At 40.5% G+C, this 25,545-nt stretch carries 27 protein-coding genes, 1 pseudogene and 3 riboswitches; of the genes and pseudogenes, 13 read left to right on the top strand and 15 right to left on the bottom strand.

Annotation, left to right across the window (positions count from 1 at the left end):
* Nucleotides 1–18 precede the first annotated feature (18 nt).
* The 7 genes from ABOA58_RS20765 to ABOA58_RS20735 all read right to left on the bottom strand — a co-directional run bounded on the left by ABOA58_RS20765 (nucleotide 19) and on the right by ABOA58_RS20735 (nucleotide 7,961).
* Nucleotides 19–168 carry a CapE family protein gene (locus ABOA58_RS20765; protein ID WP_157831026.1) on the bottom strand — a complete coding sequence of 50 codons (150 nt, stop codon included), beginning with the start codon at nucleotides 166–168 and terminating at the stop codon, nucleotides 19–21.
* Nucleotides 169–237: 69 nt separating this feature from the next.
* Nucleotides 238–1,821, bottom strand: a complete 1,584-nt coding sequence (locus ABOA58_RS20760; protein ID WP_350299815.1) for a gamma-glutamyltransferase family protein — start codon at nucleotides 1,819–1,821, stop codon at nucleotides 238–240.
* Between the two features lie 74 nt (nucleotides 1,822–1,895).
* Complete coding sequence (locus ABOA58_RS20755) at nucleotides 1,896–3,179, bottom strand: CapA family protein (protein ID WP_350299814.1); 1,284 nt, start codon at nucleotides 3,177–3,179, stop codon at nucleotides 1,896–1,898.
* A gap of 10 nt (nucleotides 3,180–3,189) precedes the next feature.
* Nucleotides 3,190–3,639: a poly-gamma-glutamate biosynthesis protein PgsC gene (gene pgsC, locus ABOA58_RS20750; RefSeq protein WP_048687555.1), complete on the bottom strand. Its 450-nt coding sequence runs from the start codon at nucleotides 3,637–3,639 to the stop codon at nucleotides 3,190–3,192.
* A 15-nt stretch (nucleotides 3,640–3,654) separates the two neighbouring features.
* A complete protein-coding gene (gene pgsB, locus ABOA58_RS20745) occupies nucleotides 3,655–4,836 on the bottom strand; it encodes a poly-gamma-glutamate synthase PgsB (RefSeq protein ID WP_048687556.1) in 1,182 nt (393 codons plus the stop codon).
* Between the two features lie 789 nt (nucleotides 4,837–5,625).
* Nucleotides 5,626–5,841: a hypothetical protein gene (locus tag ABOA58_RS20740; protein ID WP_214770800.1), complete on the bottom strand. Its 216-nt coding sequence runs from the start codon at nucleotides 5,839–5,841 to the stop codon at nucleotides 5,626–5,628.
* A 440-nt stretch (nucleotides 5,842–6,281) separates the two neighbouring features.
* Nucleotides 6,282–7,961, bottom strand: coding sequence for a methyl-accepting chemotaxis protein (locus ABOA58_RS20735; RefSeq protein ID WP_350299813.1), 1,680 nt, complete (start codon nucleotides 7,959–7,961; stop codon nucleotides 6,282–6,284).
* A 185-nt stretch (nucleotides 7,962–8,146) separates the two neighbouring features.
* Nucleotides 8,147–8,189: riboswitch (PreQ1 riboswitch) on the top strand.
* A gap of 55 nt (nucleotides 8,190–8,244) precedes the next feature.
* Between ABOA58_RS20735 and queC the strand changes: the two genes are divergently transcribed.
* Genes queC through queE form a run of 3 tightly spaced genes read left to right on the top strand, consistent with a single transcriptional unit; the run spans nucleotide 8,245 to nucleotide 10,101 of the window.
* A complete protein-coding gene (gene queC, locus ABOA58_RS20730; RefSeq protein ID WP_350302923.1) occupies nucleotides 8,245–8,910 on the top strand; it encodes a 7-cyano-7-deazaguanine synthase QueC in 666 nt (221 codons plus the stop codon).
* Nucleotides 8,910–9,380, top strand: a complete 471-nt coding sequence (gene queD, locus ABOA58_RS20725) for a 6-carboxytetrahydropterin synthase QueD (protein WP_101223055.1) — start codon at nucleotides 8,910–8,912, stop codon at nucleotides 9,378–9,380. The genes queC and queD overlap by 1 nt, the downstream gene beginning before the upstream one ends.
* Nucleotides 9,373–10,101, top strand: coding sequence for a 7-carboxy-7-deazaguanine synthase QueE (gene queE, locus ABOA58_RS20720; RefSeq protein ID WP_350299812.1), 729 nt, complete (start codon nucleotides 9,373–9,375; stop codon nucleotides 10,099–10,101). Before queD ends, queE begins: the two co-directional genes overlap by 8 nt.
* A 44-nt stretch (nucleotides 10,102–10,145) precedes the next feature.
* On the opposite strand, the gene ABOA58_RS20715 is transcribed toward queE, so the two are convergent.
* Both ABOA58_RS20715 and ABOA58_RS20710 read right to left on the bottom strand, forming a co-directional pair.
* Nucleotides 10,146–10,493 (bottom strand): DUF4260 domain-containing protein, encoded by a 348-nt coding sequence (locus ABOA58_RS20715; RefSeq protein ID WP_350299811.1) that lies wholly within the window; start codon nucleotides 10,491–10,493, stop codon nucleotides 10,146–10,148.
* Nucleotides 10,494–10,544: 51 nt separating this feature from the next.
* Nucleotides 10,545–11,114, bottom strand: a complete 570-nt coding sequence (locus ABOA58_RS20710) for a TetR/AcrR family transcriptional regulator (protein ID WP_350299810.1) — start codon at nucleotides 11,112–11,114, stop codon at nucleotides 10,545–10,547.
* A 237-nt stretch (nucleotides 11,115–11,351) separates the two neighbouring features.
* Here ABOA58_RS20710 and ABOA58_RS20705 point away from each other — a divergent pair, with 237 nt between their 5' ends.
* Complete coding sequence (locus ABOA58_RS20705) at nucleotides 11,352–11,636, top strand: hypothetical protein (protein ID WP_350299809.1); 285 nt, start codon at nucleotides 11,352–11,354, stop codon at nucleotides 11,634–11,636.
* A gap of 45 nt (nucleotides 11,637–11,681) precedes the next feature.
* A complete protein-coding gene (locus ABOA58_RS20700; RefSeq protein ID WP_350299808.1) occupies nucleotides 11,682–12,653 on the top strand; it encodes an HD domain-containing protein in 972 nt (323 codons plus the stop codon).
* A gap of 179 nt (nucleotides 12,654–12,832) precedes the next feature.
* Here the strand turns inward: ABOA58_RS20700 and ABOA58_RS20695 are convergent.
* Nucleotides 12,833–13,272 (bottom strand): annotated as a pseudogene (locus tag ABOA58_RS20695) (SRPBCC family protein).
* Nucleotides 13,273–13,300: 28 nt separating this feature from the next.
* Nucleotides 13,301–13,783, bottom strand: coding sequence for an SRPBCC family protein (locus tag ABOA58_RS20690; RefSeq protein ID WP_350299807.1), 483 nt, complete (start codon nucleotides 13,781–13,783; stop codon nucleotides 13,301–13,303).
* 250 nt (nucleotides 13,784–14,033) lie between these two features.
* Nucleotides 14,034–14,076: riboswitch (PreQ1 riboswitch) on the top strand.
* Between the two features lie 50 nt (nucleotides 14,077–14,126).
* Here ABOA58_RS20690 and ABOA58_RS20685 point away from each other — a divergent pair.
* Together ABOA58_RS20685 and ABOA58_RS20680 are read left to right on the top strand one after the other, a co-directional pair.
* Nucleotides 14,127–14,669 (top strand): VUT family protein, encoded by a 543-nt coding sequence (locus ABOA58_RS20685; RefSeq protein WP_202311604.1) that lies wholly within the window; start codon nucleotides 14,127–14,129, stop codon nucleotides 14,667–14,669.
* Nucleotides 14,670–14,690: 21 nt separating this feature from the next.
* Complete coding sequence (locus ABOA58_RS20680; protein ID WP_350299806.1) at nucleotides 14,691–14,840, top strand: hypothetical protein; 150 nt, start codon at nucleotides 14,691–14,693, stop codon at nucleotides 14,838–14,840.
* A 550-nt stretch (nucleotides 14,841–15,390) separates the two neighbouring features.
* On the opposite strand, the gene ABOA58_RS20675 is transcribed toward ABOA58_RS20680, so the two are convergent.
* Nucleotides 15,391–15,711 carry a PadR family transcriptional regulator gene (locus tag ABOA58_RS20675; RefSeq protein WP_350299805.1) on the bottom strand — a complete coding sequence of 107 codons (321 nt, stop codon included), beginning with the start codon at nucleotides 15,709–15,711 and terminating at the stop codon, nucleotides 15,391–15,393.
* Between the two features lie 310 nt (nucleotides 15,712–16,021).
* Between ABOA58_RS20675 and ABOA58_RS20670 the strand changes: the two genes are divergently transcribed.
* Complete coding sequence (locus tag ABOA58_RS20670; protein WP_350299804.1) at nucleotides 16,022–16,768, top strand: alpha/beta hydrolase; 747 nt, start codon at nucleotides 16,022–16,024, stop codon at nucleotides 16,766–16,768.
* Nucleotides 16,769–16,871: 103 nt separating this feature from the next.
* Here the strand turns inward: ABOA58_RS20670 and ABOA58_RS20665 are convergent, their stop codons facing one another.
* Nucleotides 16,872–17,576, bottom strand: a complete 705-nt coding sequence (locus ABOA58_RS20665; RefSeq protein WP_350299803.1) for a DUF421 domain-containing protein — start codon at nucleotides 17,574–17,576, stop codon at nucleotides 16,872–16,874.
* A gap of 255 nt (nucleotides 17,577–17,831) precedes the next feature.
* A riboswitch (purine riboswitch) is annotated at nucleotides 17,832–17,932 on the top strand.
* A gap of 165 nt (nucleotides 17,933–18,097) precedes the next feature.
* Here ABOA58_RS20665 and ABOA58_RS20660 point away from each other — a divergent pair.
* Nucleotides 18,098–19,291, top strand: coding sequence for a nucleoside transporter C-terminal domain-containing protein (locus ABOA58_RS20660; protein WP_101223498.1), 1,194 nt, complete (start codon nucleotides 18,098–18,100; stop codon nucleotides 19,289–19,291).
* A gap of 90 nt (nucleotides 19,292–19,381) precedes the next feature.
* Here ABOA58_RS20660 and ABOA58_RS20655 read toward each other — a convergent pair whose 3' ends face one another.
* Both ABOA58_RS20655 and ABOA58_RS20650 read right to left on the bottom strand, forming a co-directional pair.
* Nucleotides 19,382–20,533: a CAP domain-containing protein gene (locus tag ABOA58_RS20655; RefSeq protein WP_350299802.1), complete on the bottom strand. Its 1,152-nt coding sequence runs from the start codon at nucleotides 20,531–20,533 to the stop codon at nucleotides 19,382–19,384.
* Between the two features lie 515 nt (nucleotides 20,534–21,048).
* A complete protein-coding gene (locus tag ABOA58_RS20650; protein WP_063232600.1) occupies nucleotides 21,049–21,420 on the bottom strand; it encodes a winged helix-turn-helix transcriptional regulator in 372 nt (123 codons plus the stop codon).
* Between the two features lie 188 nt (nucleotides 21,421–21,608).
* On the opposite strand from ABOA58_RS20650, the gene ABOA58_RS20645 reads away from it, so the two are divergent.
* The 4 genes from ABOA58_RS20645 (at nucleotide 21,609) to ABOA58_RS20630 (ending at nucleotide 25,497) form a co-directional block, all read left to right on the top strand.
* Nucleotides 21,609–22,814 carry an MFS transporter gene (locus ABOA58_RS20645; protein WP_289350663.1) on the top strand — a complete coding sequence of 402 codons (1,206 nt, stop codon included), beginning with the start codon at nucleotides 21,609–21,611 and terminating at the stop codon, nucleotides 22,812–22,814.
* Nucleotides 22,815–22,988: 174 nt separating this feature from the next.
* Nucleotides 22,989–23,831, top strand: a complete 843-nt coding sequence (locus tag ABOA58_RS20640; RefSeq protein WP_048681988.1) for an aldo/keto reductase — start codon at nucleotides 22,989–22,991, stop codon at nucleotides 23,829–23,831.
* Nucleotides 23,832–23,995: 164 nt separating this feature from the next.
* Complete coding sequence (locus ABOA58_RS20635) at nucleotides 23,996–25,024, top strand: NADH:flavin oxidoreductase/NADH oxidase (protein WP_350299801.1); 1,029 nt, start codon at nucleotides 23,996–23,998, stop codon at nucleotides 25,022–25,024.
* A gap of 161 nt (nucleotides 25,025–25,185) precedes the next feature.
* Complete coding sequence (locus ABOA58_RS20630) at nucleotides 25,186–25,497, top strand: rhodanese-like domain-containing protein (protein ID WP_350299800.1); 312 nt, start codon at nucleotides 25,186–25,188, stop codon at nucleotides 25,495–25,497.
* The last annotated feature ends 48 nt before the right edge of the window (nucleotides 25,498–25,545 follow it).

Raw genomic sequence — 25,545 nt, 5'->3', positions numbered from 1 at the left:
GGGATGCCCCGGCTTTTTTCATTTTTCGACAGTCGTATATTGTTCTATCTTTTTTTGCTCGTCGGGTGTTAACGTTTCTGTCCGTTTAAACGTATTCATTGTCACAAGCAGGGCAGCTATTATAAAAACGGGTATGACCCAGCTTGTTATTTTTTTTACGATATTCATATTCTAAGTCCCCTTATACATCGCTAAAATTCATGTGATATTTAGAAAAGGAGGAGCTGGATTGCTCGTTTATTGCTGAGCTTTCCAGCTTCCATTTCTTCGTTTATCCCCAGCTCCGGATATTTGTCCATTTTTCTCGTTTTTAACGAGTGCTTGAACCCCGCCATAATACATGGGGGAAATTTTCTGAATGACTTCATATCCTGAATCTTCCAAGTCGGATATTGTTTCATCCGAAAGCTTGGCTTCTGTATAAATCTTCTTTCCATCAAAGACGAACCGATTACGGTCGACGATATCCTGAAATGTTCCTTCATTTTCTGTATAAGAATAAAGAACCTGCATCAATACTTGCGGAATCCTATCACCGCCTGGTGAGCCGATCCCAATCGATTCCCGCCCAGGTTTCTTGAGAATGGTCGGAGCGGTGAAAGTTCTTGACCGTTTATATGCCTCTTGAGAGTTCAAGCCGGACCTGAAATTTTTCAATTGATCATTAAGGAAAAATCCATTCGTATAATCCCCAGATCCGAAAAAGTTACTGAGCGTATTTGTTGTGGAAACGACAGTGCCATTCTTGTCCATTATCACAAAGTGTGTCGTACTTTCATGTTCTTCGGAACCATTCGATTCTTTATCTTCCCATTTTTCACTTTTGATCTTATTTTTAAGATTATCCAAGTGAATGGGGGAGAGCAATTTTTCCGCCTTGGAGTGACTTATTCCATCTCCAACATGGGCGGACCGATCTTGATAAGCAGTATCCGTGATGCCCCCCAAGACTTTCATATAAGCTGATTTACTTGAAGAATCACCTAGGTTCATTTCCTCGGCTAGCTTTAACATTTCAAGAACTGTAATTCCTGAAAAGGGCGGAGGGGCGGTAAAAACATCATAACCGGCAAATGCTCCTTGGACCGGCTTCCGTTCTTTCACCTCATAGCGCTTTAAATCCATCAAGTCGATATCTGATTCTCTTTTAATATCCCGCGCAATTTCCCCTTTATAAAAACCATCAGGACCTTCCTGCTGGATCTTCTTCAATGTTTCGGCAAGTCTTTCTTGGACGAGGGTTTTGCCTGGTTTAATGGCATCACCATCAGGATAAAAAAGTGAAGTCGCATCGGAAGATATCCTTGGCTGAGCCGCTTCTAATCGTGATGATAACGATTCGTCGACTTCAAATCCGTCTTCAGCCAAATCTATCGCCGGCTGAAGAAGATCTGCCATTGGAACGCTCCCATACTTATCACTTATAACCTGCATGCCGGCCACTAAGCCAGGAATCCCTGTATCGTGTCTTGAACTTGGGTCTTCCGGAGAGGATTCACGATAATCGATAAATTCGGGATCGCCGGATTCCGGGGCAATCAGCATACCGCCGCCGCCACCCACGCCAGATCCATAAGGTTCAACTACACCTAATACATACGATACCGCAATGGCGGCATCAGCCGCCGTTCCGCCGTTTTCCAATATATCCATACCGACATCTATTGCGATTGGGTTTGAAGAACTGACCCCATATGATTGTTCCGTTTTACTCTTTATCGGATCATTCGTGTCAGAAATAGGGGGTGTCTTCGAACATCCAGCAATATATATGAGCAAGCTTAGGGATATGAGCACTTTTCCCGTCATACGGTTAATCATCGGTTGTTCCCCCTTTTCGTTGAGCTTCTAAGTTGTGTGTCTTCATTCTTCAAATAGTAGTGACAAAGCGTTCCTTATTGAATGGGTTGCATTTCCTGTTGTTTAGCTTGTACGGCCTTTTTCTCTTGTGCTGCTTTTTTCTCCAGTGCAGCTTTCTTTTCCATTGCTGCCTTTTCCTCTTGTTCACGTTGTGCCTTATGGTCGATTACCTTCTTGTGATCCAAGGTAATCTCGATGCGATCCTCTTTTTTCGACCACTGGACTTTTTCACTCGTTTCCTTCGTCAACTGTCGGTAAACACGTGATTTGTCAATTGAAGAGGTAGCTGGCCTTGGTGTTGCTTCTTCAATTTGCAGTGGTACGACATCGATTGTAGCTTTTCCGTCTACCGCTAAATGGTATTGAACCATAGCTGAATCCTTTGTGCGTGTCCAGCCTTGATCGAATATGAAATTTCCTAAGCTATAGAAAATGATTCCATCTTTATAAACATCAAACGATTGAAGCACATGGGGGTGATGGCCGATGATGATGTCAGCCCCCGCATCGATGATAGCCTTAGCCAAGTCTTTTTGACGAGCGGTTGTTGATGTTGAATACTCTTGTCCCCAGTGCATATTCACCACAACCAAGTCAGCGTTGCCTTGCTTGGCATTCCTTGCTTTGCCGATCATTTCAAATAATATATCAGGGTTGGAGTTCAATAGTCCGGCTTTATCATTTTTTGACACGGCATCCTTACCGTAAATATCTGTGAAGCCAAGTGTTGCGACACGTAAGCCATTAACATCCGCATAGTCGATGCTGTTTTTTGCTTCGGCAGTGTTTGATCCAACACCGACATAGTGCATATCCGCACTTTTGAATTCATCAATCGTGTCAAGAAGTCCTTGTTCTTCATAGTCCATCATATGGTTATTGGCTAAAGACACCACAGAGAAGCCAGCATCTTTAACGGCTTCCACACCACTAGTATTCGAGTTTAATCGGATGGGCGTATCTGCTTCCTTGTAGTTAGATACCTCTTCTTTTAAAGCGGTATGTTCATAATTTCCACTGACATAATCTGAATTGGCGAAATATGGCTTCATATACCGGAAGAGGTATTCATACCCGTGCCTTTCCGTAACTTCTTCAACATAACGTCCCATCATCACATCACCGACCATTGTCATTGTCAATGGTTGATCGGATTTTGGAGCGGTTGTTTTCACTTCCTCAGCCCGTCCCATCCAAGTGGTAATGACTAATGCGATTAGTAATATAGGTAGTATGATTCCAGTGTATTTAAGATTCTTTTTCTTCGTGCGTTTAATAAAGATAAGTGTTTTTTCTTTTGCATTTAAAGTCCGTTTCATTTTTTGCACCTCAGAATAGGTAGTACACGTTCATTAAACCGAAAGTTAAGCCGGATAATAAAAGCGTGCTGCCAAGTGTCAATGGCATTCCTTGTCTTTGTATGGTATTCGCTATCAATCCAGGTACGATTATACCGATTCCCCGAAACTCGAATATTTCAAATGGCATGACGGGGTAGACTAAGTCCAATAGTAGTTTCAAGCAAATCCCGGTCACCATCATGGCGGCGAATTTTCTTCTTCCATATAAAATCACCCATCTTGAAAGGCCGTGAGTGACGATTAAATAAGTTACCACACTAATGATCAAAATGGTCAGCATGATTTCCCATTGATCAAATACTAATGCCAAATAACCTGGCACGATAAGTCCTGCGGGTACGACACCCGTCTTTTCTGAAAATATAAGGCTAAGCGTTACTCCAAGTACTAGGGCTACATATAAATCCGATCCAAACATTAAGGTTCCTCCTACTTAACTTGCTTTTTGCTTTGTTTTAGATTTCATGAATGCTTCAATTAATGGTTCCGCTGCACCGTGAATATTCCCGACACCGTAGACGATGCGATTTTTCATCAATGGGCGGAGACGGGCCACGATTTCTTCAGTTGACCAGTTTTCTAAATCCCAATATTCTTTAGTATCCAATTTCCCTTGCTCGAATACCCTTGTAATCGGTGATGTGGTTTCACCAATGGCAATGACGATTTCAGATTTTATGTAAGGTAATACATCTCTAGCAAACTGCTCAGTACGGTCCACACGATCGGCACGGCAATTCATGATGACGATAGGAGGTTCTGTGCTGTATCCGAACGTATTGACACGTTCCCATATGTTCAGCGTAGATGACGCGTCATTTGCAGCAAAGCCATTGACAAAGAAAGTTGGCTGGATGGGATCTCCGAATTTGGTGATCCGCATGGCACCTGGATCGGGATGCGCATTCAACATGCCGCGAAAAGCCGTTTTTTCATCAATGCCCAAAGCTTCAGCAACGGCCAAGGCCAGTGATGCATTATCAGGAAATACCATATAATCGAATTCACGCAGGAATTCTTCCGAAATTCTGGAATTGTCTGCAACGATCACTTTTGTGTTGCGTTCTTTGGCAATTTGCTTGAAAAAGTCCAAATATTCACTTTCGATGGTTATTAAGTGACCATTATGGGGAATGGTAGCAGTGAAGGCTTCAGCAACCTCATCCAAAGTCGGTCCCATGACATCCATATGGTCCTCCAATACATTCACGATGACCCCAATGTTTGCCTGTATCATTTTGTTTTGGAAGATTAGTTGATAGTCAGGCTGTACGGCCATGCACTCACAAACCAGTGCTTCTGTGCCTAAGTCGGCAACTTCTTTAACTACACGCCGTTGTTCTCCTATATTGGGTCCTTCCGGGCGGCGTACAATCGGTTTTTCCTTGTCGGTAAACCAATAGATCATTCTTGCTGACGTTCCGGTTGTTTTACCTACTGTTTTGTATTTAGCTTCCTGGATCACTCCTGTAATTAGACGCGTTACAGTGGATTTCCCTCGAATCCCATTCACATTCACACGTACCGGGATGGAGTCGAGACGCTTCTGATGGCGTTTTTGTTCAAAAATGCCATAACCAAGCAAAAAGATCGCACAAATAAATATTGGTGCCATTTTTTAACCTCTCTTTTTTTCAAATATTTGAATTACTGAATACACACTACATGATTTTAAACTTAATAGGCAAGAGCCAATTATTCTATCGTAATATAGTTATTATCAGCTTTTTCAAATAAATGTATATTGGAGTGTAATAGTATCTAATGGGATAAATTGTTTTATGAGTACAAAGATATGGCTGGAAATCAAGAGAATCCTCGGTTTATTTACACTAAATTATGGGAAGTTTAATAAAAACCCATTTTGGTCAGAATCAAAATAGATTCATGAGCATTTGAACCTAATTCATAATGGCTATATTTGAATAATAATTATTTTTGAAAAGTGAGGTTTATTACAGTTTGTTAATTGTTTATACCCATTGTTTGACATAAACGTAATAATTTTTATGCATTTGTCATTCAATGTGAAATATTGCATCTAACGACTCAATTAGTTGAACTCTTTTGAATATGGATAAAGATGAGTAAAAGCACACATCTCTTTTTTTTAATGTTTTTCGGTTTTCTCTTCGGAAATACCCATGGGCCTATAATTGAACTTTTACCTAAAACATGAAATAAACTAAAGTTAACCCATTTTTTAAAAAAAATACCTAGTTTCTTCTATAGATATAGTGTTTATAGAAGAATGAAAAATAAAAAAAGCTCAGAAGTATTTCTGAGCTTTCGGCTTATATATTGTAAATGAATGGAATGGTCACGGATCTCCGTTCATCCTGGAGATTTAACGTTTGTGGGTCTTGAGCTACAGCATGCGTAGCTTATTATGGAAGGAATCAGATTAACTGGATTTCTTTCTGTCAGAAATCTCAAGGTTGGAGCCCTTTTTACCGCCATCAATCACATAAAGTCTAGGAGCTAATCTCCTTCTTTTTCCTTGATTGTCAGGATTCATCTTCATATAATTTTCGTATTCTTTGCGAAAGAACTCTTCGGTTTCCCGTTCCAGTGCTTTTCTTTCGTTAAAATCTGCGATGAATTTGAAAAAACGTTTCATATGAATTCCTCCTTATGGGGTTAAAAGGTCTTGGTTTAATAGTAACATATCATTAGTTGATTTTAACCTTTTTTTACAAATTTGGAATGGAAATCGTGTTTTTTTGAGAATAAAGTTGTGAATGGTTTGATTCAAGAGAAAGCATGCAATGGATCCTTACTGAGTATAAGTGCCCGTGCATGGTGTTGAAAGGAAATTTCGGGATTTGCAGTAGCAGGTATTGGAAGCAATGATTATTTAAGTTAAAATATTCCTTTAATCAATTATACACTAAATATTCTGAAAACAAAGGGAAATATCCACTTCCAGCCGCTTCTGATAGATTTGTTTTTTAATGGTTTATTATTGTGTATAGTTATTATTCCCCGAATAAACGAAAATGAAACAACATTAGAATGGAAGGGAAAAAGCAATTTCCCGCATTCGGGAAATTGCTAGTGTCATAATTGGAACTTCTTAACCTGTTCAGTGAGCAGTTCTGCCGAGGATGCAATTTCACTGGCATGATTCGTGATTTCATCCATCGAAGAGCTGGATTGCTGAGCGGAGGCGGAGACTTGTTCGATTCCTGCCGCGGACTCTTCAGAAACGGCTGCGATATCTTCGATAGCCTGATTGATTTTTTGGCTATTTGTGGAGATATAGTTCAATTCGTCTGTTATATGCTGTATTTTCATTTCCATATTCCCGACAGAATGATTAATTGTTTCAAAGGTTCGGCCTGTGAGCGTAATTTGTTTTGTGCCTTCATCCACTTGTGTGTAACCATCTTCCAGGGAGTGGACGACCGTTTTTGAACCTGTTTGAATGGCGGAGACAATATTGGTGATATCCCCAACGGAGTGTGTGACCTCTTCAGCGAGTTTCCGCACTTCATCGGCGACGATGGCAAAGCCCCTGCCATGTTCACCAGCACGAGCAGCTTCTATGGCTGCATTCAGCGCCAATAGATTGGTTTGATTGGATATATCCTTGATGACCTGCACAAGCTGCGAAATTTGCTGTGATTGAGAATCGAGCCCTTTCACTTGCTCTACGGCATTTTTGACAATCCCATCAATACTTTGCATCTGTTGGACCGAACTGCGCATTAAAGTGGTGCCCTCCTTGGTCAAGGAAAGGATTTCGGTTGAACTGTTAGCTACATCCACCCCTTCTAGGTGGGCAAGCTTAATCCTGCCGGTGAAATCATCCATGATGCGAACCATTTCAGATGCCCGGTTGGCTTGTGACTCCGAACCTTCCGAAAGTTCATACATCGTAGTCGCTATCTGTTTGCTGCCCTGCTGCACTTCATTTGCTGATTGAGTCAGATCTTCACTTTTGTTGGAAACGGATTGCGAAACACTGAGCATTTTTTCGATAGTATCACGAAGGTCTTTCTGCATTTGATTGGCGGATACCGTTAGTTCGCCCATTTCATCATTTGACTTTTGCTCCAGGGGCTCATGATTCAGCTCTCCTGCAGCCACCATTTTCATCCTATCCCTGATTTTAAGGAGGGGGGTGGTAATGAGGTTGGCTGTAACAACCGCAAGGACAAGGCCAATAAGGACTGCCGCAATGGATATGATGATACTTGTCGTCTTAACCGATTTCCCGCTGGCGATGACGGTTTCACCAGAAGCGACAATCAATTCCTCGCGTTCCGAAGCAAGCTCCTTGAAACCCTCCATTACTTCATTGCTGATTGGCGCCACTTCATTTTTGAGTATCTCTTTAGCGCGTTCTTCATTTCCTTTTTCATATTGTGTAAATACCCGATCTACAATCATCGTCCTCCAATCCACGCTTTTCTCGATCAATTCCTTCGCTTTATCAGAATCGCTTAAGGCTAGGAGTTCCTCCTGGATGACCTGGCTTTCTTCAGTATATTGTAAGAACCCTTCTTTATAACTCTCGTCACCATAAAGAATATAGGCCCGGGCGTATGCGGTTCTTTGTGCTAGATTGTATAGGAGCTTTTCGTCTTGGATAAGAAGCGGAAGTTCCTTTTCGATGATATCCTGGGAATAAACCAGTGACTTGTTGCTGCTATAAATGTTGAATGCTCCTAAGATGACACATAAAGATATGATGAGTGAAAATGCCACCAATACCTTTGCTTTAATGCTTTTCAAATTATTGGACCCCTTTATCGATATTTTATTCACACTGTTTTATCGGATAAATAAAAGGATATTTAAGCAATGAAAAGTTAACCAAATTTTCCATCAGGTCTAATGTTCTCTTAATATAAACATCTTGATTTCTTATCGTTTTCAAGTTACTATTGACTTGGAAAAATATAATATTCCGCGTTAAGGCGGAAGAGGTTCTAGCTACCCTCTCAAAAAAACTAAGGAGAAACAGTGCTCTATTCTTAGGGTGCTGTTTTTTTCCGTAAAAAGGAGTTTTATAGAAATGAAGAAGAAAGAAAAGGCAGTGGTTGTGTTTAGTGGAGGTCAGGACAGTACGACGTGCCTGTTCTGGGCGATGGAGAGATTTGAGGAAGTGGAAGCGGTGACGTTCGATTATAATCAGCGGCATAGCTTGGAAATCGAATGTGCTCAAAACATTGCCAAGGAATTGGGCGTGAACCATCATATCCTTGACATGTCGCTGCTGAACCAACTGGCACCAAATGCGCTGACGAGAAGTGATATTGCGGTGACGGACGGAGAAGAAGGGGAATTGCCGTCGACGTTCGTACCAGGGAGGAATTTGCTGTTCCTTTCGTTTGCCGGAGTGCTGGCGAGTCAGATTGGCGCTAAACATATTGTCACCGGTGTCTGTGAAACGGATTTCAGCGGATATCCGGACTGCCGCGATGTATTCATTAAATCATTGAATGTGACCTTGAACTTGTCGATGGACCAGTCATTCGTGATTGATACGCCGCTAATGTGGCTTAATAAAGAGGAAACATGGGAGCTAGCGGATCAGCTAGGCGCGTTCGACTTTGTCCGCGAAAAGACCCTGACTTGCTATAACGGAATCATCTCCGACGGCTGTGGAGATTGTCCGGCATGTAATCTGCGGAAAAAAGGACTGGATGACTATGTAAGCAGACGGAAGGTGCTTTCATGATGTACGGTTTTACGATAGTGGATAAACTCCAAAAAATAGATGAAGATATTCAGCGCAGCCAATTGAAGTATACAAACAAGAGGGTTCTCGTGAGTAAGGAATTCACCTTTGATGCGGCACACCATCTGCATGATTATGAAGGGAAATGCAAGAACCTGCATGGCCACACGTATAAGGTCATTTTCGGATTAAGCGGGTATACAGATTCACGAGGGTTGATGATAGATTTTGGGGACATCAAGGATATATGGAAAAATGAAATTGAAATCCACCTGGATCACCGTTATTTGAATGAAACCCTGCCGCTCATGAATACAACAGCTGAAAATATGGTTGTCTGGATTTATGAAAAAATGGCCGAATCCCTTTCATTAAAAGAATATGAGGGTGCTAGAGTCGAATTTGTTCGACTGTACGAAACGCCGACAAGCTATGCCGAAGCCAGAAGGGAGTGGATGGAAAGTGAGTAAACTCCCTGTTATGGAAATCTTCGGGCCGACCATCCAAGGAGAGGGAATGGTCATTGGCCAAAAAACCATGTTCGTTCGGACGGCCGGCTGCGATTATTCGTGTGCCTGGTGTGATTCCGCATTTACTTGGGATGGCACCGGTAAGGAAGATACCGTCCAGATGACTGCTAGAGAAATATGGGATGAGCTGAAGCGTATTGGGGGTTCTGGTTTTTCCTTCGTGACGATATCAGGAGGAAACCCGGCTCTGCTGAAAAACCTAAACGGCTTGATAGCGATCTTACATGAAAATAAAATGAAAATAGGTGTCGAAACCCAAGGGAGCAGATGGCAGGATTGGTTTCTCGATATTGATGAACTGACTATTTCACCTAAGCCGCCGAGCTCTGGAATGAACACGGACTTTACGGTGCTCGACCAAATCATCTCGAACCTTGCCAATCGAAATCCTGAAAACCATGTCTCATTGAAGATCGTCGTCTTTAACGAGGAAGATTATCAATATGCCAAACATGTACATGGGCGTTACCCGGATATTCCTTTTTATCTGCAGGTCGGCAATGACGACAGCCGGACGGCGGATGATCGTCAATTGATCAGCGGCCTATTGAAGAAGTACGAAGAGTTAATTGATAAAGTGATAGTAGATGATGAATTGAATGATGTGAAAGTCCTGCCCCAGCTGCATACCTATATATGGGGAAACAAGCGGGGCGTGTAAAGTAAAGGCAGTGTGATGTTTAATCACACTGCCTTTTAAGCTTATTACAACCTTTGCATATGTGTAGCTTTGAAGGATGATGTGTATTTAAGGCCATATCCAAATAAGCGATCCATTCCTATATGCGCTGTCCAAATTAAACCAATCAGCATCAATGCATCCGACTTTAGGAAAATGGATAGCAAAATCGTGAAGATGGACAGGATATAAGTATGAAATAAGTTATAAACCCTTGCTCCAATCCGATCATTGATCAGATAGGCCAGCATGGAAACATCAGGCGATAAAATCAATAGAAGGAAAATCCACCAGCTGAATTCATATAACGAATAGATGTAAATCACCGCTAAAAAGACCATGAGCCCTTCAATATGAAGGTATTTCTTTACCATATTAAAACCTCCAAAGTTTATTTGACCAATGGTCAATAATATTCAAAAAAATTATATGATGTTCCTGATGATATTTTTTACATGAAAATAAGCTAAACCTTTTACATCTTGATATGATAGTTCAGAATTAATATAAAAAGTTATGAATCCGTGAAGAGAAAGAAAAATCGACCAAATGGATGCAGGATTTAGCTTGTTGTCCGTTAGGTCCGTCAGGGACTGGATTAGCTTTTCGTATGTTTTATTAGAATCAAATTGGAGTAACTGCTGAATTTCTTTTTCCTTCGATAAAAACATGACGGAATAATGATTCTGTTGGGTTAAACCGAACTCCAAGAAGCACAATAAAATCTTTTCCATTTTTATAGAAGGGTCATTTTCCGACATGATGATATCATCGATTAAATTATTTAAAACGGAAAAATCCGTTTTTACCAAACTGTAAAATATTTCCGCCTTATTTTTAAAATGATAATAAATGGCTCCATGGCTGCAATCCAATGATTTAGCCAATTGCCTCATTGAGACATTCGAATACCCTAACGTTGCGAAAAGGTTTCTAGCTTCATTCAACACCATTTCCCTGGATAATTCTTTACCTGCCGATTTCCTTGGCGACATCTTGACACCTCCTATTTATTGACCACTGGTTAATTAGGATGATAGCTCACTGATTTCCAAATGTCAAATATTAGATCGAATGATAAATTCCTAAACTTTACCATTTTGTGAAGCGGAATTCCATCAGTGTTGCAAAGGGGAGGATTGAGGACATTGCAGCGTTTGACTTATTTTGTACCGTTAATACCCTCATATGGTATTATAAGGGTATTATTAGAGCGTTGAGGGGATGAATAAATGAAAAAGAAATTCGGTATTTTTGCTTCAATTACCATAGTCCTGACCGGCTATTTTTTATTCACTAAACCGTATAAAGATAAAAAGAAACCTGTAGAAGACTTTTTTAAAGTGTATCCACGAGATCAGGTAATAATAAATGAAATGATGATCATAGAGGGAGTTGATGAGGACAATCCGGGTGATATCGATTTGAATGATGAAGAGGAATTGGAAAAATTGGTAAAAAAGCAATATGAGCAAAATCAAAAGGGGGAAATAATTTTTACAGAAAAAAATCAGTGAAATCACCTACCTGTAATGAGTAACTAATGGGGGAGGCGGCAGTTATTGATAGTTTTGGATAGTATCTATGGGGAACACATTGTAGAGGGAGTTCTGGAAGAGCTGATAGTAAGCAAACCGGTCCAAAGATTGAAGGGGATACATCAAGGCGGGGCAAGTTATTTAGTTAATGAGAAGTGGGATGTCACACGATTTGACCATTCAATTGGTGTGATGCTTTTAATAAAAGAGCTTGGTGGGTCATTGGAAGAACAAATCGCGGGCTTGCTGCATGACGTATCCCACACTGCATTCTCACATGTAATTGATTTCGTTCTGGATTGTAAGGATGAAGATTATCATGAAAAAATATATGAACAAGTCATTATGGAATCCGAAATCCCCTTAATACTGAAGAGGTATGGATATGAATGTGAAGATGTTTTTCAATCAAAATGGGAATTGCTTGAACAGCCAGCACCTGAGTTATGTGCCGATCGGGTAGATTATACTCTCCGGGATATGTATCAATATGGACATATCACACTGGAATCCGTTCATGACTTTCTAAACCATGTAATCATAATAAATGGAAGGATGTATCTGGATAATATTGAATCGGCTGAATGGTTTGTGAAAACGTATTATAGCGAAGTTATTGATTTTTTCATGGAACCGCTTAATATATATGGCTATGGAATTTTGGCAAAGACCTTAAAATTGGCTTTGGCTAAAAAACTAATCAGCCTTGATGACTTACTTGGTACAGATGAGGAAGTCATGTCCTTGTTAAGCTTGACTGAAGACCATGAAGTGCAAAATCTGTTAAAACGGATCCATGGTAACGTAAAGGTGAAAAAAAATCAAGTGGACTACGATTTTTATCTGAAAAATAAAGTGCGGCTCATTGATCCTTCCGTTATTCAAGGAACCCAATTAATAAGAGCATCCAGTTTATCAGACAAAGTCAAGAAAATGGGAATTGAAGCCTACAAAAAAGCTTCAAAGGGCATGTATCTAAAAGTGATTTCCGATTGAATTTCGTGTCAAACCATACGGAAAGTCAAAAACTCAAGGGTGTTATTCATCCTTGAGTTTTTTTCCGGAAACATCTAAGTCTCCTCCCGTTTAAAAATTAGTTGATTTAGACAATCGACATCCAGTAAGGAGCTTGATTAACGGATGCCTTATACATCTGAACCAGCATCCTTTAATAATTAAAAAACTAATGATGCTCTCAAAGTATTAACGCCATTTTCCAAATAACCCTTTAAACAGGTTAATGTATAAACCCAACCTTCCTTTTGTCCGATCATTTTGTTTATTATTTCAGGGTCGTCTTCACTCAAACCTGATTCGTTTACTTCAATAATTGTACTCGTATTATCCAACTCTTTTAGTGTAATGGTAACAACCGTTTCTTGATCATTTCCGCCCCCGCAAACACGATTTTCCTATTTTCCTCGACTTCCATTACATTAATAACCACTTCAGCATCGTATTCGTTGTATCTCAATGCAGGCGTCCGGCCTTGTTCCCATCTTTCCGAACTCGATGAGAACCAGAAATTCCCGATTTTTTCAGGATTCACTATGGCTTCAAACACTTCATTAGCTGGCTTGATTATCTTAAATTTCGTAATTATTTGGGTATCCATACTAAATCAACTCTCTTTCGATTTGTTTTTATTGTATTCCACTATCCCAATCTACTGATATTGGCGGCAGGGTCCTTCCAGTTTCAAGCAAGCTCTTCAGGTTACTCAGAATGGCTGGCCAACCATTATTCAAGCCTTCAAAGGTATTGTCATCATATACGAAATCTGTCTCCAATAGCTCCTCATGCCTAAGCGTTAACTTTAAAGTCGAATCATCCATTTTCTGTAATTCAAAAGTGACCCGTGTAGGCTGCTTGCGAGGTGTTTCGTCTCCTGCCATGTTCCATGTATACGAGAGCAGGTGCAACGGCTCACACTTAAGTACATTCCCATGATCAGTAATCCGCCCATCTTCCAGCATATATTTGACGCTTGAACCTTCTTGCCAGTCAGACTGTACTTGCAATCCAAAGTGGTATTTCTTCGTGACTTCACCACTCGTCAGGGCTTCCCAAAGCTTCTCTGGTGTGGTTGCGATATAAATAGGATAGACAAACGTAGTTTTTTTCATAATTCTTTTTCCTCCTCGCCAAATAAGATATCAAGATCGTAACCTAACTCTATCATTGATTGTCGGCTTTCATATACAGCCGGTCAAGCAGTTTTTTGCGACAGAAATCGGCAAAGTCATTGCATTGAAGAAGATTTGAAGTGCATTGCTAAAACCGGATTCTCCGTGACATAAAAGGGCCGTATGGAAACTTCTTGATTTCCAATCGCTTTCAAGCTACGATGAATAAGGAAAATGATAATCCGCCCGGGCGGAAGAGGTTCTAGCTACCCTCTCAAAAAAACTAAGGAGAACAGGGCTCTTTCTTAGGGTGCTGTTTTTTCTGTATAAGGAGAATTAAGAAATGTTAAGAATTTTATTGTATTTAGTATCCATCATCACGGCGAATGTGGTTACAGCAGCTTTTGAGCCATTACATTTTGGCATGTTCATCATCCCGATGGGAACATTGCTCATCGGGGGAACCTTCATCTTCCGAGATCTGGTCCAGAATAAATTCGGCCGCGCGAAGACCTATATATGCATCGTCACTGCACTTATTTTATCTGCATGTGTATCATTTTTATTAGGAGATACGTTACTGATTGTTTTTGCTTCCGCATTATCCTTCGTGGTCGCAGAAACAGCGGATACGGAAATTTATACCCGTTTAAAGCTCCCGATGAGTTGGAGGGTGTTTTACAGCGGGATCGTTGGAGGATTTTTCGATTCGGTGATATTTGTCGTGATTGGCCTAAGTCCATTGGGTGCCAATATATTGCCATGGGAAGCAGTACCCGCTGCGGTCATCGGCCAAATCATCGTTAAAACTATCATTCAGTCCATTGGTGCCGTATTGTTGGGACGAATCAACGTAGAACTGGAGAAACGTGTAGTCTCCAGTTAAATGCCAGGAGGGATGCACTACATGGATGGAACCAAAAAAGAAAAAGATAAATGCTATTGCCTCGAGGCCTTTCGTGAAAAATATGGGGCGCATGTTCAAGGGGAATGTATGAAGCTCTCCTGCGCCAATTATCGCAAGCATAAAGGAATTGACAAAAAAGGACCAAATTAGGTCCTTTTTTTTGCGTGAACGGAGTAACTCACGAGTAAAACGTGCGGAATTCACGATTAAACGGCACTAAATCATGAGAATAGCGCGGAAAGCGTGATTAAACAGCGCAAAATCATGAGTGCAGTGCAAATACACGAATAAAGAGCGCAACGCCATGAGTGCAGAACGAATTCACGAGTATATGGCCGAAATTCACGAGTAAAAGTGCAAAACTCACGAGTAAATGGCCGAAACTCACGAGTAAAAGTGCAAAATTCACGAGTAAACAGAGCGAAATCATGAGTGCAGCATGAATTTCACGAATAAAAGTGCAAAATTCACGGTAAATGGCACGAAATCATGAGAATAGCGCGAAATCCTGAGTAAACAGCGAGAATTTCACGAATAAACAGTGCAAAATAAAGAGAGCAGCACGAATTTCACGAATAAACAGTGCGAAATTATGAGTGCAGGACAAATTCAAGAGTAATTAGCCCAAACTCACGAGTAAAAATCAAAAAAAGCTTCCTGCACCGTTCCATTAATGGGGCTAGGAAGCTTTGTATATTGTTTAAAATTGCTCTGTGCTTTTCCGAACTAATTTTTCGAGGAAGAAAAAGCATTCTCGCTTCCGCTCAAGTTCGGTTTGTCCATTTTCGGTGACATGATAATATTTCCTGCGGCCTGACTCGGACTCTTGCCAATGGCCTTTTATGAATTCTTTTTTTTCTAACCGTTTAAGGGCGGGGTAGAGGGTGCCTTCACTTATTTGATATTTGCCCATGCTCATTTCCTTCAAGATCTTCGTGATTTCATAGCCGTATAGCTTTTTTTGTGAAAGAAGTGAAAGCAAAAGGAGGTCAATGCTTCCCTTCATTAATTCTTTATCCAAATAAATTCTCCTCCTTTTCATTTTTAAAGTGTAATACGTTGTACATCGTATCACAAGGTGCATTTTACTTTTCTTAAAAAAAATGGTTAAATGACGATTGCTAAATAAATTTAATCATAGTAAAATGTGCTTCGGAACGGATGAGTTGTGAAGAGTGTGGTAAGGATACTATATACATGATTTAATTGTTTTAATGAAAATACGGAATAGGATAGAAGAATCCCTACTCAAGGGGTATTAATTGATTTTTTTTCGAAAATCATTTAGATTCTATTTATCAACAAGAGCAAAGAAAGAAGGTCCTAGATAGATGAAAGTGAAAGCACCAGAGCCATTCACATATATTGGTGGAAAGAGAGCTGTTCTTTTACTTCACGGGTTTACCGGAAGTACAGGAGATATGAAGAAATTAGGGAAATACTTGAATGATCTCGACTATACTTGCCACGGACCTCTTTATAGAGGGCATGGAGTGTCTGGTGAGGAGCTCGTTAAGACTGGTCCAAAGGAATGGTGGGAAGATGTAGTTAATGGCTATAAATTCCTTAAAGAAGAAGGATATGAAGAAATTGCTGTTGTAGGAATTTCTTTAGGAGGAGTGTTCTCATTAAAAGTGGGAATTGAATTGCCTGTAAAAGGCGTAGTTTCAATGTGCGCTCCGACGCAAGGGAAAAGTATCGATCGACAAAAGAACCGCTTGCTCAATTATGCACAGGCTTATAAGAAATTTGAGGGCAAAGATGCAGACCAAATTGCTGCAGAAGTGAAGCTGCTGGAAGAAGAGCCTATGCCTCAACTAAAAGATGTGCTGAATATTATTAATGAGACAGGTGAAAATTTAGATTTAATCACATCACCAACTCTTGTTCTGCAAGGGCGCTTGGATGATCCCGACTATACTGAGAGTGCTACAGCGATTTTCAATGAAGTCGATACGCAGCATAAACACTTGATATGGTATGAAAAATCAGGTCATATTATCACATTGGGCAAAGAACGTGAACAGGTGTATGAAGATGTGTATAAGTTCTTGAATACACTGAATTGGTCGGAGTAATAAGCGAGTTTATAAATCCCCTTTAAGTTGAACGTGTGTAAAGCCTGCATTCATATGTAGGCTTTAACACAATGCTTGAGGGGATTTTATTTTGGCTGAAAATCTATTTGTAGAAAAAGACCTTTAAGTTATCGTTATTATCAAGAGTTGCCAATAAAATATCGTTCACATCGGCATTATATGTTATCTTGATTCTGTTTTTAAGCCATGCTTCGTCTTTGCCGCCCCGATTCAATTCTTTAGAATCGATCTTCCCTTCTTTAATAATCGTTTTAGGAAAAGCGAAGGCATTTGTTTCTAGGTGCATATCTGCTGGGGTTACTGCTTCATATTGAGAGTATAAAAACAATGAAATGGTACCACCCGGTTCCCATAGTGCGAGGGACACTTTTTGAATATCTTCGACTTTTTCTTTTCTTAATTCCGATAATAAAAAATCGATGGAGATTCGGGCTTTTGCTAAGCTTTTGTAAATGATTTGTCCATTTTCGATAAGTGGAAAGGGGGCGGAGTCAAAAAACCTTCGGATTTTGCCCCACTTAAGACCCGTAAACACACTAATTATATATAAAATCACTAAAACAAAGGTCGTAATCATTGAGCCCTTCAAACCTAACTGTTCATCTGACAAAGGGTGGGCAAGAATGTTTCCAATAATTAATGCCATTATGAAATCAAGTAATCTTAACTGGGAAATGGACCGTTGCCCCATTAATTTAACCGAAAAAAGTAAGAAGAAGAAGGATATAATGGCTCTTAAAGTCCACTGGATTGCAGTAAGAGTTTCCTGGCTATTAAAAAAGTCCACAAAAAATTCACGTCCTTATTTCCTGCAAAGGAGATGTAATGGTCAGTAGGATGAATTGAAACAAATGGGAAGCTTATTTAAAGACCTCTTTAGATGGGCCGTTTATAATTTAAGCCAGCTCCTTCTTAAGTATTACCCAACATCGGTCCTTCTAAGACTTTCTTGATTGTTTTCAAAAAATTTATATTAATATAACAACTTTATAACGTATTGTAATTAAAATTAAACTGATTTAAAATGATATCTTTCCTAAGAAATTTATTTAAAAAATATCCTTGTATAATATCAGTGACGATGGTCTGATAGTTTCTACCTGGCAGCCGTAATGCCGGACTACAAGGAAGTATGAAATAGAAGAGATGGACAGGTTTATGTTGGTTCGCTTGTGATCCAAATAACATGTTTGAATGAAGGCTCTTACTTTTTCACACTTTCTTCCTGCGGCTGAAGGTGTAAAAAGGTGAGGGCTTTTTATATAAAAAAAACGAATGGGAAATGATATAGCCAAAGGGGATGAAAGCATGTATTTCTTATTGAATATACTAGGTGTTTTAGTTGTAATGGGCATCGTTTACCTTTGTTCACCTAATAAAAGGAACGTTAAGTGGAAAGCGATTCTTACCTTGCTGGTTCTTGAATTGCTTATCACATGGTTCATGTTATCGACAAAAATAGGGGCGTGGGTCATCAATCTGATCGCTTCATTCTTCACCTGGTTGATTGAATGTGCGAATGAAGGGATTTCTTTTGTCTTTCCTTCGCTTATGGCAAATGAACAAGTGGATTTCTTTTTCAGCGCATTGATGCCAATTATCTTCATTATCACGTTTTTTGATGTTTTATCGTATTTCGGTATACTTACCTGGATCATTGATAAAGTGGGATGGCTCATCTCAAAAGTATCCGGCTTGCCAAAACTTGAGAGTTTCTTTTCGATTCAGATGATGTTCCTAGGAAATACTGAGGCACTTGCCGTACTCCGCCTTCAACTCAGTGCGATTAAGGATCAGCGTCTTTTGACATTTGGAATCATGAGCATGAGCAGCATTAGCGGTTCAATCATTGGAGCCTACCTGTCCATGGTACCGGCAACCTATGTTTTTGTAGCGATACCTTTGAACTGCTTAAATGCCTTGCTGATAGCTAACATGCTGAATCCCGTCGATGTCAGTAAAGAAGAAGACGTCGTTTATGTACCTTCTAAAGAGGAACGTAAAGATTTCTTTTCCACCATTTCCAACAGTATGCTGGTTGGTGCAAAAATGGTCTTCGTCATCATGGCAATGGTTATCGGCTATGTGGCGTTAACGGCCAGCGTAAACGGCATTTTCGGTTTCTTCGTGGATGGATTGACCATTCAAAAGATATTCTCTGTCATTTTTAGTCCATTTGCATTCTTGCTTGGATTATCTGGACATGATGCCATGTATGTCGCTCAATTGATGGGAATCAAGCTTGCCACAAATGAGTTCGTAGCATTGCTCGATTTAAAAGATAAAGTCAGTACACTGCCTCCGCATACAGTCGCTGTGGCTGTCACTTATCTGACGTCATTTGCGAACTTCAGTACAGTGGGCATGATCTATGGAACATTCAATTCCATCCTCAATGATGAGAAGTCGAACATTATCGGAAGGAATGTTTGGAAGCTGTTGGTTAGCGGGATGGCTGTTTCCTTGCTAAGTGCCATGGTCGTTGGATTATTCGTTTGGTGATTTAAAACATGGGCATCCATTTTTATAAATGGATGCCCTCACTTGTATGAAAAAAGCTGTGCAGGATTTTCCCATGCACAGCTTTTTCGTTTATTTCGTCAAATAGTTCTCCGTATAATATGGTTTATCTTCCTCATCGAAGGCAACTCCGACACCGAGCGATTCAAAATCCTTCTGTAATTTGTTTTCCCTGTGTCCAATGGAATTCATTAGGCCTTCATGGGCATAGATACTGCTATTCTGACCGGCAGCCAGGTTTTCCCCAGCCATTCGAAAATTGATTTTGTCATCTTCCATCCGGTCGAAAGGGGATTCGCCTTCAAGGTTTGTATGGTTGAAGTATTGATTCACGGCCATATCTGAACTATGATCCTGTGCAGTGACCTTCACTTGTTTATCCCATGATAGCACGGAGAGATCATGATTGACCCGTGAGGCATTGGTCAAATCGAATAATTGATATTCAAAGCCCTTCTTTAATCCGGGACCGGCTTCTGCAAAATAGCCGCTCTTTTGCTTTTCGAGTTTTGCGTCGATGATTTGGATTGCCGTGACTGTATTTTTCTCATGTTTGTCATAAAAAATGGTCACATAGCTATTATCCATTTCAAACATATCGTATTCGCCGCTGTCACTTCGAATCTGGTAATAGACGTTTCCTTTAAGCAGTTTTGTTACAGGCTCCCCCATTTTCCCAGTCACGGTTTCTTTGGGAGTTCCGCGTTTAATGCCTTCCTTTGAGGAAATCAAATCTTGGTTCGTATATAAACCAACAACTTTATTGTTGTTATCATAGGCAACCATGAAGAAGTTTTGATAATTTTCGTGATAGGCAAACCAGTCTACGCCATATTCATTTCGCGTATTCCGTTTAGCTTTACCAGCCAATTTTTCTACATCATCCTTCGTGTCGCCAATTTCGATATTACGGACTGAGAAGGATGCATCAGCAGGTGCTTCCAGAGCTGGTTTTTTCACTTTTTCCGTTTCTTTAGATTCTTTTTCAGAAGCGGTATCCAATGTTTCCGTCAGCGAGCCAATCAGGCTGCTGACTCCAGTACTCAGTTTTTCCAAGGCTGTCGTAACCTCGGGCCCGTTTATAACTGAACGAACATCTGATGCAAAGGCACTAACCCCCGCTTTGAATCCAGACTCCTGAATATCTTTACCATATCCATACCATAATCCAGAGAGTAGGAGTATGAGGACCACAATATTAAACAATTTCCGCAAATCGTTCACTCCTGCTCTATCCAGGATATAAAATCCCGTTTAATGAAAGATCATTGGCACCAAACTTAAGACAGGTGGGGCACATAACAAAAATAGTGAACACAGAATGAGTATTTGTGAGGCCGTTTTTGGAAGCTTTTCCTTCCCTTTTCCGAGTACCAGCCACTGAACTGAAGTTTATTTCTATACCAGACGAATAATAAAATCAGTATCGCAATCGATCCTAGCCAGCCATACTGATTCACACCTATGTTTATATATATGCCGTTTACAATGCTCGAAATGATTGTTCCGGCTATCCCGACACTCCTTGGTTACACCATTATACTTCTTCGATTAAAAAATAAACACTTTAAATGATGTAATATTACATATTATACCAAAAAGAAAGAAGGATAAAACAGGTGCCTTACGAAGGTGAAATTTATGGGATTTTGGGGCTAGCTTTCATTATTAGTTAAATCAGGAGAATTCTTTATAAACAAAAAAAGATTAGCCATTGCGCTAATCTTTTTCATTTAGGATTACTTTAATTGATCATTCAAGACACTTTCCTCGAGAACGGAAAACTTATCACCATACACCCTTGTTATGTGGTTTTCCCCCCATGTACATAGTGCGGATAGGATACTTTCGAGGCTTTGTCCATACTCACTTAGTTCATATTCCACTTTTGGGGGGACTTGGTTATAAACGATCCGATTGATGACACCGTCCTGTTCCAACTCCCGCAATTGTTGAGTCAACATTTTTTGGGTGATGTTTGGCATTAGGCGCTTCAATTCACTAGTCCGCTTTTTTCCGTGGGTCAGATGGCAGAGGATTACGCATTTCCACTTCCCGCCCAGTACTTCCAGTGTTGCTTCAACGGATATATTGTACTTCTTTTTTTGCATGATTTGCATACTCTCCTTATTTTATAGGAACTTTAAGGTACCTATATTACTTTAAAGTACGTACTGTTTTTTATTTGTAATATATCTCATAATAACATTTGCACACCGAATTCCACTGTACCATTTATAAAAAAAGTTGCTTAGGCAATTTCAATGATAGTACAAAACAACAAGAAGGAGAAGAGGATATGATTTCAAATAAAAATAGAAGTACATGGGCATTGCTCGCTTTAGCGATCAGCGCCTTTGCAATTGGAACAACTGAGTTCATCAGCGTGGGATTATTACCACTCATTTCTAAAGATTTACACATTACAGTCACGACGGCGGGATTGACGGTATCTCTATACGCCTTGGGGGTCATGTTCGGGGCACCTATCCTGACATCCCTCACATCGAATATGTCGCGAAAGACTTTATTGCTTTGGATAATGGTCGTGTTCATTATCGGAAATGCATTGGCGGCTTCTGCGACCACGGTCGGTGTATTATTGATCGCACGTGTCATTTCAGCGCTTGCACATGGTATCTTCATGTCGATCGGCGCTACGATTGCGGCTGATTTGGTCCCTGAAAACCGCAGGGCGAGTGCCATCGCCATCATGTTCACAGGTCTAACGGTGGCAACGGTGACCGGAGTTCCGTTTGGAACCTTCATCGGGCAGCAATTCGGCTGGAGATTCGCTTTCATCATCATTGTGGCAATCGGCCTGATCGCTTTCATCGGAAATGGCATCCTTGTCCCATCCGATTTAAGAAAAGCTGCACGGACCACGTTCCGTGACCAAATCAAATTGGTGACGAATGGACGTTTGCTGTTAGTATTCATCATTACAGCGTTAGGATACGGAGGTACATTCGTTGTCTTCACGTACCTGTCGCCATTACTTCAGGAAGTAACAGGGTTTAAAGAAGGAACTGTGGCCTTGATTTTGCTAGTATATGGAGTAGCCATAGCGATAGGGAATACTCTCGGCGGGAAATTGGCCAATCGCAATCCTATTAATGCCCTATTCTATATGTTTCTTATACAAGCCATTGTACTGGTGGTCTTGACCTTCACGGCACCGTTTAAGATAGCTGGTTTAATTACGATCATTTTAATGGGATTGTTTGCATTCATGAATGTTCCAGGGCTTCAAGTGTATGTCGTCATGTTAGCGGAGCGTTTCGTGCCGAGTGCAGTGGACGTGGCGTCAGCCATCAATATTGCCGCCTTCAATGCGGGAATCGCCATTGGTGCCTACTTAGGAGGGGTGATTACCGATTCGATCGGATTGATCCATACAGCGTGGATTGGTGGAGTCATGGTGTTTGCAGCAGTGATTTTAACAGGCTGGAGCCGGGCCTTGGAAAGTAAAGACCGGACCAAGGGAACGGACAAGATAGCATAGGATTAAAAAAGTGATGCATGTTAGAAAAAGCATGCATGCGTATAGAGTATCGATAACATAAGTATCATTGCATCCCTTCAGCGAATGATGGAAGGTTCCTTGAAGGGATGTAATGATACTGATACTAAAAGCGCATTACAATCTATAAAAACAATCATTTGGAGGTAGAGTATTATGGTGAAAAACTTACAAGATACAACTACATTGCATAACGGCGTCAAAATGCCTTGGTTCGGATTGGGCGTATTTAAGGTGGAAGAAGGACCGGAGCTGGTAAATGCAGTTAAAGTGGCCATTAAACATGGTTATCGCAGCATCGATACGGCTGCCATCTATGAAAATGAAGAAGGGGTTGGACAAGGGATTCGTGAGGGCTTAAAAGAAGCTGGAATCTCAAGGGAAGACTTATTCGTAACATCCAAAGTCTGGAATGCCGATTTAGGCTATGAATCGACAATTGCAGCTTACGAAAAAAGCTTACAGAAACTTGGCTTGGAGTACCTGGATTTATATCTTATCCATTGGCCAGTGGAAGGAAAATATAAAGAAGCTTGGAGAGCGTTGGAAACTCTATATAAAGAAGGAAAAGTGAAAGCGATCGGTGTGAGCAATTTCCAGATTCACCACCTAAAAGATTTAATGGAAGATGCAGAAGTGAAGCCGATGGTCAATCAAGTGGAATGCCATCCGCGTTTAACTCAAAAAGAAGTTCAGGCATTCTGTAAGGAACAAGGAATACAACTTGAAGCATGGTCTCCTTTGATGCAAGGTGAACTTCTTGATAATGAGGTTTTACAAGCTATTGCAACCAAGCATGGCAAATCTGTTGCACAAGTCATTTTACGCTGGGATTTACAAAATGGGATTGTAACGATTCCGAAATCAACTAAAGAACATCGTATTGTCGAAAACTCAACTGTATTCGATTTCGAATTGACCGAAGAGGAAATGAACCAAATTGATGGATTGAATCAGAATCACCGTGTTGGTCCAGATCCTGATAATTTTGACTTTTAATTAAGTATGAAGGAGAGGGACGGATATCCGTCCTTCCTTTTTTAATTGGATTACCGCATCGGCATTTACAATGACAGCTTCGGGAATCTGATTAGTTGACACGGTATTACTGAGGTGATATAAATGCATGTGCATACATTTTATAAAAAAGGAGATAAAAAATTATGAATGATTTATTTTCACCTTATCGAATAAAAGAACTTGAACTTAAAAATAGAATCGTCATGCCGCCGATGTGCCAATACTCCGTCGAAGCGGAAGATGGTATACCAACAAACTGGCATCAGCAGCATTATGTAAGCAGGGCAGTTGGCGGCACGGGGTTAATTATAGTTGAAATGACCGATGTGGAGCCTGATGGGCGCATTTCGAATCGGGATCTTGGATTATGGTCCGATGACCAAATTGGAGCTTTCTCCAACATCGTTAAGGAAGTACATCAATACGGTGCAAAAATCGGGATACAAATTGCCCATGCAGGCCGTAAAGCGGAGGATGCCGAAACTCCGGTGGCACCATCAGCCATTTCGTTTGACGAAACGTACAAAACACCAAGAGCTTTAGAAACGGAAGAAGTGAAGGAAATGGTCGATAAATTCCGGGCATCGGCCAGAAGGGCTGTTACAGCAGGATTTGACGTAATTGAATTACATGGTGCTCACGGGTATTTAATCCACCAATTCACATCACCGCTTACGAATAAACGCGATGACGAATATGGAAAAGACCTGACAAAATTCGGAGTGGAAGTCATTAAAGCAGTGAAAAGTGAAATGCCTGCCGACATGCCTTTAATCATGCGCATTTCTGCAAAAGAATACGTTGAAGGCGGATATGGTATTGAAGAAAGTATTGCATTTTCACAAGTCTTTAAAGAAGCAGGCGTCGATATGTTCCATGTAAGCTCTGGAGGAGAAGGCCCGATTGGAGCAGACGGAAGACCTGGTACCCATGCTAGCTATCAAACTCCGTTGGCCAGGGAAATCAAAAATGCCTTGGATATTCCGGTTATTGCTGTAGGTCGATTAGATGATCCGATTCTTGCAAATTCAATCATTGGCAATGAAGAAGCAGATTTGGTTGCCGTCGGCAGAGGAATGCTGCGAAACCCTTATTGGGCATTGGAAGCATCTAAGACTTTGAATAAAAAAACGGAGATACCTGAACAATATCAACTGGGATTCAAGCATTAATACGAATTCATGCTTTAAAACGCTGGCGAATATTATATTCGCCGGCGTTTTTACAGTCAGGCATGAGGGAATTTTCATCAGGAAATCCATTACGTGATGTTTAACTGGAAATTTTGCTATAATGAAAAAGATAAATCAAACGATAATTCGAGGTGCTAATTATGGAAGAAATCAAAATCATTACAACTGAAGAAGTGGAAGCTAAGCTTGAGGCAGGAGAAGCGATGGAACTTATCGATGTTCGTGAAGACGAAGAAGTGCAAGAGGGAATGATCGAAGGCGCGAAACATATTCGCATGAATGATATCCCGGCAAACCTTGACTATTTTGATAAAGAAAAAGAATATATTTTTATCTGCCGTTCAGGACGCCGCAGTGAAAATGTATGCCATTATCTTCAGGAACAAGGATATAAAGTGGCAAACATGGTTGGCGGAATGCTTGAATGGGACGGCGAAGTCATCGTTAAGTGAGGTTCCTCAAAAAGACCTGTTACTTTTGTAAGCGTAAATCCAGGAATG

The sequence above is a fragment of the Peribacillus frigoritolerans genome, assembly GCF_040250305.1.
GTDB lineage: Bacteria > Bacillota > Bacilli > Bacillales > DSM-1321 > Peribacillus.
Note: the sequence above shows the minus strand (reverse complement) of the source record. Positions and strands in the feature narration are given on the sequence as shown.

Bases quoted from the DNA above. Each gene is read 5' to 3' on its own strand.
- ABOA58_RS20765 (WP_157831026.1), bottom strand. From the start codon at position 168: ATGAATATCGTAAAAAAAATAACAAGCTGGGTCATACCCGTTTTTATA.
- ABOA58_RS20760 (WP_350299815.1), bottom strand. From the start codon at position 1,821: ATGATTAACCGTATGACGGGAAAAGTGCTCATATCCCTAAGCTTGCTC.
- ABOA58_RS20755 (WP_350299814.1), bottom strand. From the start codon at position 3,179: ATGAAACGGACTTTAAATGCAAAAGAAAAAACACTTATCTTTATTAAA.
- pgsC (WP_048687555.1), bottom strand. From the start codon at position 3,639: ATGTTTGGATCGGATTTATATGTAGCCCTAGTACTTGGAGTAACGCTT.
- pgsB (WP_048687556.1), bottom strand. From the start codon at position 4,836: ATGGCACCAATATTTATTTGTGCGATCTTTTTGCTTGGTTATGGCATT.
- ABOA58_RS20740 (WP_214770800.1), bottom strand. From the start codon at position 5,841: ATGAAACGTTTTTTCAAATTCATCGCAGATTTTAACGAAAGAAAAGCA.
- queC (WP_350302923.1), top strand. From the start codon at position 8,245: ATGAAGAAGAAAGAAAAGGCAGTGGTTGTGTTTAGTGGAGGTCAGGAC.
- queD (WP_101223055.1), top strand. From the start codon at position 8,910: ATGTACGGTTTTACGATAGTGGATAAACTCCAAAAAATAGATGAAGAT.
- ABOA58_RS20715 (WP_350299811.1), bottom strand. From the start codon at position 10,493: ATGGTAAAGAAATACCTTCATATTGAAGGGCTCATGGTCTTTTTAGCG.
- ABOA58_RS20710 (WP_350299810.1), bottom strand. From the start codon at position 11,114: ATGTCGCCAAGGAAATCGGCAGGTAAAGAATTATCCAGGGAAATGGTG.
- ABOA58_RS20705 (WP_350299809.1), top strand. From the start codon at position 11,352: ATGAAAAAGAAATTCGGTATTTTTGCTTCAATTACCATAGTCCTGACC.
- ABOA58_RS20690 (WP_350299807.1), bottom strand. From the start codon at position 13,783: ATGAAAAAAACTACGTTTGTCTATCCTATTTATATCGCAACCACACCA.
- ABOA58_RS20685 (WP_202311604.1), top strand. From the start codon at position 14,127: ATGTTAAGAATTTTATTGTATTTAGTATCCATCATCACGGCGAATGTG.
- ABOA58_RS20680 (WP_350299806.1), top strand. From the start codon at position 14,691: ATGGATGGAACCAAAAAAGAAAAAGATAAATGCTATTGCCTCGAGGCC.
- ABOA58_RS20670 (WP_350299804.1), top strand. From the start codon at position 16,022: ATGAAAGTGAAAGCACCAGAGCCATTCACATATATTGGTGGAAAGAGA.
- ABOA58_RS20660 (WP_101223498.1), top strand. From the start codon at position 18,098: ATGTATTTCTTATTGAATATACTAGGTGTTTTAGTTGTAATGGGCATC.
- ABOA58_RS20650 (WP_063232600.1), bottom strand. From the start codon at position 21,420: ATGCAAAAAAAGAAGTACAATATATCCGTTGAAGCAACACTGGAAGTA.
- ABOA58_RS20645 (WP_289350663.1), top strand. From the start codon at position 21,609: ATGATTTCAAATAAAAATAGAAGTACATGGGCATTGCTCGCTTTAGCG.
- ABOA58_RS20640 (WP_048681988.1), top strand. From the start codon at position 22,989: ATGGTGAAAAACTTACAAGATACAACTACATTGCATAACGGCGTCAAA.
- ABOA58_RS20635 (WP_350299801.1), top strand. From the start codon at position 23,996: ATGAATGATTTATTTTCACCTTATCGAATAAAAGAACTTGAACTTAAA.
- ABOA58_RS20630 (WP_350299800.1), top strand. From the start codon at position 25,186: ATGGAAGAAATCAAAATCATTACAACTGAAGAAGTGGAAGCTAAGCTT.